Source organism: Halobacillus seohaensis (genome assembly GCF_042663045.1).
In the GTDB taxonomy this organism is placed as follows: Bacteria; Bacillota; Bacilli; order Bacillales; family Halobacillaceae; genus Halobacillus_A; species Halobacillus_A seohaensis.
Window position 1 is genome coordinate 235,398 of the sequence record NZ_JBHSZV010000025.1, and the last position, 10,603, is coordinate 246,000.

8 protein-coding genes are annotated in these 10,603 nt (G+C 37.9%); 6 read left to right on the forward strand and 2 right to left on the reverse strand.

Annotated features, from left to right (window positions below):
• The first annotated feature begins 130 nt into the window (after positions 1 to 130).
• The gene (locus ACFQIC_RS10660; RefSeq protein ID WP_204708238.1) at positions 131 to 868 is read left to right on the forward strand and encodes a YwaF family protein; all 738 of its coding nucleotides are present in this window, start codon (positions 131 to 133) and stop codon (positions 866 to 868) included.
• Positions 858 to 2,090 (forward strand): GNAT family N-acetyltransferase, encoded by a 1,233-nt coding sequence (locus ACFQIC_RS10665; protein WP_204708239.1) that lies wholly within the window; start codon positions 858 to 860, stop codon positions 2,088 to 2,090. The genes ACFQIC_RS10660 and ACFQIC_RS10665 overlap by 11 nt, the downstream gene beginning before the upstream one ends.
• Before the next feature lie 50 nt (positions 2,091 to 2,140).
• Here the strand turns inward: ACFQIC_RS10665 and ACFQIC_RS10670 are convergent, their stop codons facing one another.
• Positions 2,141 to 2,434, reverse strand: coding sequence for a phasin family protein (locus ACFQIC_RS10670; protein WP_204708240.1), 294 nt, complete (start codon positions 2,432 to 2,434; stop codon positions 2,141 to 2,143).
• Between the two features lie 12 nt (positions 2,435 to 2,446).
• On the reverse strand, positions 2,447 to 4,096 hold the full coding sequence (locus ACFQIC_RS10675; protein WP_204708241.1) for an ABC1 kinase family protein: 1,650 nt from the start codon (positions 4,094 to 4,096) through the stop codon (positions 2,447 to 2,449).
• 376 nt (positions 4,097 to 4,472) lie between these two features.
• Here ACFQIC_RS10675 and ACFQIC_RS10680 point away from each other — a divergent pair, with 376 nt between their 5' ends.
• From ACFQIC_RS10680 to ACFQIC_RS10695, 4 genes are all read left to right on the forward strand, one after another.
• A complete protein-coding gene (locus ACFQIC_RS10680) occupies positions 4,473 to 6,593 on the forward strand; it encodes an immune inhibitor A domain-containing protein (RefSeq protein WP_204708242.1) in 2,121 nt (706 codons plus the stop codon).
• A 576-nt stretch (positions 6,594 to 7,169) separates the two neighbouring features.
• A complete protein-coding gene (locus tag ACFQIC_RS10685; protein ID WP_390217080.1) occupies positions 7,170 to 8,072 on the forward strand; it encodes a GNAT family N-acetyltransferase in 903 nt (300 codons plus the stop codon).
• A gap of 97 nt (positions 8,073 to 8,169) precedes the next feature.
• Positions 8,170 to 9,039, forward strand: a complete 870-nt coding sequence (locus ACFQIC_RS10690) for a fructosamine kinase family protein (RefSeq protein ID WP_204708243.1) — start codon at positions 8,170 to 8,172, stop codon at positions 9,037 to 9,039.
• A gap of 117 nt (positions 9,040 to 9,156) precedes the next feature.
• Complete coding sequence (locus ACFQIC_RS10695) at positions 9,157 to 10,512, forward strand: YjiH family protein (protein ID WP_204708244.1); 1,356 nt, start codon at positions 9,157 to 9,159, stop codon at positions 10,510 to 10,512.
• Positions 10,513 to 10,603 lie beyond the last annotated feature (91 nt).

Genomic DNA, 10,603 nt, shown 5'->3' on the forward strand with positions numbered 1-10,603 from the left:
TGGGTTCCACGTTGTAAAAAAATGCTTACATTTAAAACAATTAACTTTTGCCATGATAACCCTCTTTCTCAAAAAAGATATATGGTAGAATCATAGCATAGGTAATCTTCTTCTACTAGGATGTGTAGGTATGAGTCAATGGTTTGGCCCTTCAAGTAAGTATTCATTTGAAATATTCGGTTTCAGTCACCTTGTCATGTTGACTTTATTTTGTCTCAGTTTTATTTATCTATTGTTTTATTCTTCTCATTTTAAAAGAGGGACAAGAGCACACGAACTCATAAGATGGACGCTGCTCATTCTTCTAGTTATTTCCGAGTTAAGTTATCAGATTTGGGCTGTAACTCATGATTTATTTTCATCTATTGAGCATCTCCCTCTGCATTTATGCGGAATAGCATCCATCTTTGGTGTCATTAGTTTACTTACATATAATAAAAAACTCATTCAGTATAACTTTTTTATAGGGATTATCCCTGCAGTAGTCGCTCTTATCACACCGGAGATTCCACATGGTTATGAACACTTTCGTTACTGGAAATTCTTCATTCATCACATGGCGATTCCATGGACTAGTTTATTTTTAATCTTAACAACAAAGGTTTCAATTAACTGGAGAGTCATGAGTGAAACTTATTGTTATCTAGTCATCTATGCCTTAATAATCGGAGGGTTTAATTCAATTTTCGGAACAAACTATTTGTATTTAGCCCATCCCCCTGCAGCAGTAACTATACTCAGCTATCTTGAAGTAGGAGTAGGCTATCACTTGAATCTGGGATTCTTAGCTTTTAGTATATTTATAATATTATTAATGCTCTATAAATGGATAGAATGTGTAAGAAGGAGTGAAAAAGATGGAATTTAAATTAATGAATAACTTTGAAACCTATACTGATATACTTAGCCGTTGCTATCCAATGATGGAAATTAAAACGGCAGAAGATAAAAAAGATGCTGTGGAGCACAGGCAAGCTATCGACCAATATGAGACAGTTTCACACATTGGAGTTTATGAAGAAGAAACATTGCTTGCAGGTTATATCCATTATGCATTTCCAATGAACATATACGGACAGACTTTACCAACTACGGGTGTCGGCACGCTCGCTGTTGATCTCCCCTATAAGAAGCGTGGGATTGCCAAACAAATAATTACTCACGCAATTGAAAAATCAAAAGGTGAGGGATATGCACTTATCCAACTTTATCCTTTCCGCCCTGATTTCTATCGGAAAATGGGCTTTGGATTTGGTCCTCAATTAAACGTCTTTCGCTTTTCAGCTGAACAAATTCCCTATAACTCTGAAGCAGAGCCTGTCATTCGATTAGATGGAAACAACTTGGAGGAAATCATGCGTTGTTACCACGACTGGTCAGAAGACACGCACGGTTCTTTTGATAAACAAGAGTATGAATTCCGACACATATCTGCCGCTCATACCCATACGGTTGGCTGTAGAGTGAACGGACAGTTAAAAGGGTACTTAGTATATGAAATGAAACATCATCAAGATTTTAATCATGATATGAAAATACTCGACTGGTTTACGACTTCAAATGAAGCTTTCCAATCGTTATTAAACTTCCTTCATCAACAAAAGGACCAAGTTCATTCGATTATTTTCCCAACGTTCGATGATGATTTTGCCTTTTTATTAAACGATCCACGCCATCAATCGGAACGTTTAATCCACCGTATTTATCACGAAACACATGAAAGAGGAACAGGATTGATGTACCGCATCCTTAATGTACCGCTGTTTATGACCTATATAGAAGATCATTCATTTGGCCAACAAACTGTAGGTATCAATTTTGAAGTTTCTGATTCTCTTATGAATACCAACGAAACATACAGCTTTCAGTTTACTAACGGAAAACCAACGGTAAACGATGCTCCTTTGAAGCATGGAATAACCTTATCTCTAGAAATTGCTGACCTCTCCTCTTTACTTATGGGATGCATCTCCTTAGAAAAGTTGCTTAAATACAATAAGGTAACTGCTTCAGGTGATTCCGACGAAATTGCTAAAGCTATTGAACTATTCGGCCATCCACAGAAACCTGTCAGCTGGACATTTTTCTAATCCCTTAAAAACGTTCCCTTTTCCTATCGATTTGGAAAAGGGAGCATTTTTTAACCTTTATTCTGATTTTCCAAACGTTCTAAACGTGCTTCTAATAATTCATACTCTTCACGGGTCACAAAGCCAAGTTCTTTTACATGGTCCTGCATTCTAGCTTTACCCTGCTCGTTCCACTCACTATTTTTCTTTTCTCCTTTTGAAACCCAAGAGTTTAGCATTTCTTTAGCTTCAGTTGGAGTAACCTCCCCCTTTTTAACCATGTCATTCAGTACATTTTCAAATTTTTCTTTCCCACTTATCGCTGCACCAAGTCCTAAATAAAATCCTTTTTTTAATAAACTCATTCAAATTCCTCCTTATTTTCGTCTTATATTTTTAATCATTCGGAAATGAGTCATTCCGATTATGAGGAATCCGACAACTCCTAAAGTAGCGGCCAACCAAGCAAAGGGCAGGTAACCAGCTGATCCACTCTTCTGAAGATAAAAGATCCCGACCGTACCTATTATGAATAATACAAAAGAGAGCCATGAATAAAAAAGATAAAACTGATGAAAAAGCTTTTGCTGGTGAGTTTCTGTCTTCCATTCCCTTTCCTTATCCCCATCTTCTAAATACTCAATAAGAGCTCTCGGTAAAGATAGTAACGGTTTGGCTGTATCTCTGGCAATATCCTTATATAATGAGAAGCTCGAACTTTCTCCAGTCATCCATTTTTTAATGACTGGTCTCCCCCACTCTACTAAGTCAACTTGAGGGTAAATTGAAGTTAATACTCCTACAATAATTGATGTTGCTCTTCCTAAGAAGGCATAATCAGCAGGTAATTGGATCGGTTGCTCCTTAACAAACTCCTGTAAATCTTCTAAGATATCATTCATCACATGGGCGTCTAATTTATCAAAGCCACCTTCTAAATACATATCCGTTGTCTGTTTGATCATTTTCTTAATCTTTTCTGTATCAGCATTATCTAGTAGAAAGTCCATTTCCCTTAAGGCATCAATCACTCGATCATAGTCATCTAATATGAAGCCTTGAACCATCATTCGAATCGAATTAGCATCTCGCTGTTTCACTTCTCCGACCATCCCAAAGTCAATAATAACTACTGTCCCATCTGGCTTTAACATCAAGTTTCCTGGATGAGGATCGGAGTGAAACATGCCCGCAAATAAAAATTGTTCTACACATAAATCAAAGAGAATCTTCGCAATATGCTCACGTTGAATTTGATGACGTTTCATAAATGGTAAGTCTGTAATTTTCGCTCCATCTATCCACTCCATCACTAGGACTCTTTTAGTCGATAATTCACTATAATAGTCCGGAATATATACATTTTCGAAATCTTTAAATCTCTTTTTAAAATGGTTGCCGTTTTCAAGTTCCATCGTGAAATCCAACTCATTGGTGATCACAGCGACCACTTCCCTGTACAAAGCAGGTAAGTCTGCTTTTCTTCCGTATCTCGTGAATTTAGACAATATGAAAAATACTATTCTTAAAGCCTTAAAATCCATTTGAAAAATTTCTTTCACTCGATAACGCTGTACTTTAACTGCTACAGGTGTTCCATCTAAAAGTTCCGCTTTATATACTTCACCAATAGAAGCAGAAGCAATTGGCTTTTTCTCAATATGACTAAAATGTTCATCAATAGGCCCATTCCAATCTTCTTCGATTGTTTTCTTAGAATATTTAAAAGGAACAGGCTTCACTCGATCCACCAATCCTTCTAATTCATGAATGAAAGCCTGGGGAAGTAAATCTCCCCTCGAACTTAGAAACTGACCAAATTTTATGAGCAGCCCGCCTAGACGGATGGCATTCCTTCTATATTCTTCAGCCTGACGAACGAGCAATGCTTCCCATTTTTGTCTTGTTTCCTGATCCCAAATTCGGTGAGTTTTCTTAAACCAGAATAATTGAGCGAGGAACTTAATGGACATCCATACAATTACAGTTATTCGATAGAACGATATGTATTTGAAGCGTTGATTCATTCCACTCTCCCCAATCTATCAGAACCGACATTTGTTACATTACCCTTTGCGACCTTTTCTCAATCTTTTTTAAGTAAAAATCCATCCTCTTCTAAAGATCTCTATAACCTACCTTTAATAATTAAGATTCACTAATCATCCAAAAATGATTCATTTATCCCTGATCGCTTAGTTCTCTTAGTTTTTTACTTCATCATCACAAAAAAACAGTTACAAACTCCTATAAAAAAGCACTTTTAACTGATGACCTTTCATTACCATTACCTGAAAAATACTACCAATATACTATTCTAAATTTTTTGAATATTTTCACCCATACTATTATAATGAACATGCGGATCACGAAATAAATTCCACATAGGAGGTTTTCATGCACATGAAAAAACAGATCACTGCATTACTATCAGCCAGCGTCTTAACATTATCATTGTTTGCTCCTGCAGCAACAGCTAATGTTAGTAACAGCTCAACGTACGATAATTGGAACGTAGAACGGTATGGAGACCGAATTGATATTGATGGTCTGCTTAAAAAAGAATCTGAACAAGATGGATTCCAAGAAGATGCCAATCAAAAGATCAAAGAAAGCGCGCAAGACATTAATTTTAACGATGAAGAACCTAAATCCGACCCGAACAACACAGACGGCAATTTTACATACGATGGAGGAACAAAGCTATTTTTAAATAGGGACTTAGCTTTTAAAGAATTTACGCTACGTAGTGTTGGTGACCATGCAGAAGTTTGGGTGGCCAATGATCTTTCTTTCCCAGAAGGCGATCCACGTGAAGACCATGTGGTTACCCAGAAACAGGTTAATATGATGACAGAGGAATTTGATAGCAATATGTATCCTGTGGCAACAGATTTCTTTGGCACCCCAGATTCATTAGATGGAAGTGATTCTCTATTGCCAGGAATGGTTGGACTTCCTGAAGGTTATTATGAAGGAGACGGAGATAAAATACTGATTATGGTCGATAACATACCAGACGATAACTACAATGATCCAGACTATCCATTCTTTGTTGCTGGATTTTTCTGGCAAACCTTAGAAAACTATACAGACCGTAATATGATAACAATCGACACTAATAACTGGGAAGAGCGGTTGGAGAGTACGTTCTTCGGTACAACCATCCATGAGTTACAACATCTTATTCATGCTGACAACGATTCCGATGAAACTACATGGCTGAACGAAGGAATGTCTACCTTCTCTGAATACCTAGGCGGCTACGGAATGGACAGTGGTTCGATTAACTTCTTGCTTGATCATCCCGAGAACTCTTTGACAAGCTGGGATGAGCATGTTGGAGCAGAAACAGGTCCTGAAACGATCGCTGATTATGGGTTAGTTCAGCTGTTCACGCTTTATAACTACGAACAATTTGGACAGGAATTCATCCGTTCTGTAGCAAAGAATGAATTGAACAGTATTGAAAGCTTTGAGAATGCATATGAAGAATTTGGTATCAATACAACATTTAATGAAGTATATCAAAACTTCACCTCTGCTCTCGTCATGGATGATAACAAATTTAAGAGTGGCAAGTACGGATTTGAAAACATCGACCTCCGTAATATTCCTGTTAGCGGCGAGGACGATCTACGGGGAATGACTGTGAACTTTGAGAAAGCAAAGGATTATGAAAAAGACGGTGTTCCTGCCTGGGGTACAGATTTTAAGGAGTTTAATATTGAGCCAGGTGAAAATGTAGAAGATTTCAGCTTTAACGGTGTTGATTTCATGCCTATCCAGTGGGAGACTACGGGAGATCCTCTCGGTAGTGAAGAACAAGTCCTGTTTGGCGGATCTGGAGATGAAGTCGATAACAAATTAATTTTTGAAGCTGACTTAACTACTTTAAAGGAAGCTACTTTAAACTTTGAACACTTCATTGATATTGAAGAACAGTGGGACTTTGGTGTAGTTCAAGTTTCTACTGATAATGGTGAGACATGGACTTCTCTTGAAAATGAAAACACTCGCTCAGATGTAGTTGACGAAGGGTATCCGAAGATCAAAGAAAATATCCCGGGATTCACCGGATACTTCGAAGACTATCAGGAAGAATCTTTTGACCTGTCTAGTTATACTGGAGAGGAAGTATTAGTCTCCTTCCGCTATCTTACTGACTGGGGATTTAATGATTTAGGATGGTTCATTAAAAATATTGAAATCCCTGAAGCTAGCATTTCTTTTGACGGGAGCAGCGATATAGTTGAAGATTTTGTTAATGAAAATGAATTAAAAGAAAGATACGTAAATTATGGTGTAACATTCATTAAAGAAAATAAAGCTGGAAAACAACAAGTGATTGAAGTTGATCCTTTTAATATTACAAAAGAAGATGCTTTAAACATCCAAAAAACTTTCCGACCTGGAAAAACATATATGACCACTTACTATGCAGCGCCACAGGATGAACTCAATCCTGTAGAATTTGAATATGAAGTGACTTATAAAGAAAAAGGTCCTAAGAAGCAGAAATAATAGAAATAAAGACAACCAGCCCCGCACTGAGTAGTTCAGTTTTGGAGTAACTATTTCCCTCCTTAATTGGACTACTTTTTTATATGAATTTGAAAATGAAATTGTAACAAAATGCCTGTTCTTCAACTAAAGCCCCAGATTGTTTAATAAAAGTGTGGAGGTTCCGTTGCTTTTCATCGGAGAATGGGGGATGGGAAAGGGGGAGACTCCAGTGGGATACGCGGGTTAGATGAGACCCCGGAAGGCGCCAGCCTGAGGAGGCTCAGCGCACGCCGACGGAAAGCGACTCCTTCCCCACCGCACCTTTCTCTACACCATTATCTCAGAATCGGGTCTTTAACAATCCTGCTTGTTAGTTGAATAACTCCTTAGATATCAACAAAAAGAACACCAAATTGCTGATGCTCAATTCATCTTACATTTTTAACGTTTACACCTCAAAACTGAACTACTTAACCCCGCACTGGCTGGCTTTTTTTCATCCATAGTTTGAGGACCAGTTGAACATTAACTTCCTTTTTCATATGCTTGCGCTTCCCTCCCCTCTTGTGTCATGCTTTTATCAAAAGGAAAAAGGTGATTAATTTGCATATCCGTGAATTAGAAGTAAAACAACTACATACAGTAGCGGAATGGCTGCATGGCATGAATGAACAGGATAAACATTATGTGGCCTGGCTAGCGTCAGATCCAAATGAGATTTTCGAACAAATCTGGACACTTACCCAATTCAAGGAGCCGCTGGCCTATGTGGCTTGGGATGGTGAAGAAATTATAGGTTTTATCGGCATCCTTCCTTTCTTCGAGCAAAAAATGTGTCGACTACTCGGACCTTTTTCTATTCACAAGGGAACAGAAGTAATCGAAAGTTTATGGGACAAGGCTTCACTAACCATTCAACTCCACTTTGATGCTGTAAAGGTTGCTTGTTTCAAGGAAAATAGCGATCTTGTCTCCTTTGCAGAGCGCCATCATTTCCACTTGTATAATACGGAGAAAACTTTAGCCCTTCATCAATCACATTATTCACCTTCGTCTGAAAAGTATCCGACTATTGAAGAAGTACAAGATAATGACCACACTCAATTACATGAACTTCACCCTGCTGGAGCTTACTATACAACGAAAGAAATGATTGAACTTTCCTCACAGGAGACGAATAAATTATGGGGGTATAAACAGGATGGCGAATTAGCAGGTTACCTCTACTTTGAATGGATCACCCCAGAAGAAGGAGAAATCTGTTTTGTTAATGTACACCCCTCGGTCCGTAGCAGTGGAATTGGTTCAGCTTTAATTGACCATGCTTTGCAATATGCGTTCTATGTTTTTGATGTTCAAGTTGTAACAATCTCTGTTCGAACGAATAATGATGTAGCAGAGCAGTTATATGAAAGTTTAGGTTTTAAAGAAATTCATACGATATACGCTTATGAAAGGGAAGCTAAAGATACATCTTCAAATACAATTTATCACTGAACCAGAGCATTTCGCTCTGGTTCTTAGTTATTTTAGCGATTGTTTTTTTATGAAAAGGGAAAAGAGAACGAGTAGTTATTTTGAATGGAGGTAAAACATGAAACAAGAGATTGAACGTGTCTTAAGAAAAATGAATGATTTATCTACTATAGAAGAAATTCGTCAAGTTGTTGGGGGAGATATTAACGAAGCTTTTTATGTTCGTACAAAAGAAGAGCAGTACTTTATAAAAGGGAATAGTGGTGTTCCCTCTCATTTTTTCAAAGCCGAGTCATCTGGTTTACAACTCATTCGTGACTCTCATACCATCTCTGTTCCAAGAGTTTATTACTATGATGAACCTCAACAAGGCGAAATTGGAATGTTAGCAATGGAGTGGATCGATGGACAGGAAAAAACTCATACCCAAGAGAAGTTAGGAAGAAATTTAGCACTTATGCACCAACAAATTTCTGATCGTTACGGTTTTAGTGACCCTACTTTTGTCGGCGAACTGGACCAGCCTAATGACTGGAGGGATTCATGGCTAGACTATTATCAAGATTTTCGATTGAACCACCAATTTAACATCGCTCTTGAAAAAGGACGACTACCTGAGAAAAGGAAAATCAGACTTGAAAAACTTATACTTAATCTTGAACAGTGGATCCCCTCATCCCCCGCACCTTCTCTCCTACATGGGGATTTATGGGGCGGAAACTTTATAGCTGGTCTAGAGGGCGAGCCATTCTTAGTTGACCCATCCATCGTATATGGAGATTCTGCATTTGAGCTAGCATTTACTGAATTATTCGGAGGGTTTCAGTCATCCTTTTATGAGGCTTATGAAGAAATCTCTCCTCTACCTAAAACCTATGAAGAAATGAAGCCATTATATCAGCTTTTCTATTTACTTGTTCATTTGAATATATTTGGTGAAAGTTATGGACCTCCAGTTGACCGCATTTTAAAAAGGTATGTGGGATAATCATATAATTGTCTTTACTTCTAATATTTTCTATTGGCTTTTTTGTGAATTCGTATTAAAATAAATAACGCTGTATATTTATTCTTACATTTAATTTTTAGACGGGAGAGCTACTTTATGAAAGCAAGGCAATTTAATGCTTCTTCTCATTTGAAGTTTATTATTCCTTCATTATTAGGCATTATCTTATTCATGGTGCCCTTTTATAATGCAGAAGACGAATCAGTCACGATTTTAATCGCAATACTAGCGACGTGGCTTCAAGATATTTTAACAAACTATTTATCACTTATTATGATGGTCATTATTTCAATAACAGCGATCATTACACTGATAGTGAAAATAATTGGACCCGATAAATTAGATCGCACTCCATTCTTCAAGTCCCTTTTTAATGTCCCGACAATTTGGGTCATTACACGAATATTAGGAATGATTTTTGCTATGATGGTCTATTTCCAAGTGGGGCCAACAGCTGTCACATCTGCAAATACAGGTGCGCTTCTCTTAGATGATCTTCTTCACGTTTTATTCGCTGTCTTTCTTTTTGCAGGTTTGTTCTTACCTTTGCTACTGAACTTTGGACTTCTAGAATTGTTCGGTGTATTGCTAACGAAAATTATGCGACCTCTTTTCAAACTCCCTGGTCGTTCTTCCATTGATTCCTTAGCTTCTTGGTTAGGAGACGGGACAATTGGCGTGTTGCTTACGAGTAAACAGTATGAAGAAGGACATTACACTAAGCGTGAAGCAGCAGTTATTGGTACAACATTTTCGGTAGTTTCGATCACATTTAGTCTCGTTGTCATCTCGGAAGTGGACCTTGAGCATATGTTCATTCCTTTCTATATAACCGTTGCTATTGCTGGATTTATCGCAGCATTAATTATGCCACGCATTCCACCTCTGTCTCGTAAAGCAAACACATACGTTACAGAAGAGGCGAATGAAATTGGGGAAGAAATTCCTTCCGAGCATAATACCCTTACGTATGCATATTCTCAAGCCGTAGAACGTGGGAGCAAAGCAAAAGGACCTAAGCAATTTTTTAAACAAGGTGGCCAGAACATTCTAGATATGTGGATGGGAGTTGCTCCGATCGTAATGGCTCTTGGTACAATCGCGCTCATTATTGCGGAGTTCACGCCAGTATTTACTTGGCTCGGCTATCCGTTCATACCCTTACTTGAACTATTGCAAGTCCCTTATGCCCAAGCCGCGTCCGAAACGATTCTTGTCGGATTTGCTGACATGTTCTTACCTGCGATTATCGGGGCAGGAATTGAAAGTGAAATGACCCGTTTTGTCATTGCCACTCTGTCAGTAACCCAGCTGATTTACATGTCTGAAGTTGGTGGATTATTACTGGGTTCGAAGGTACCTGTAAATATGAAAGATTTATTTATTATTTTCCTTCTACGTACCCTGATCACTTTACCAATTATAGCAGGCATTGCTCACATTATTTTTTAATAGTTGATAGAAAAAACAGCCGCTCCTTTTAAAGTGGACCCTATGTCAAGGACACTTTGAAAAAAACTACTAACATTTATCACTCTTACCT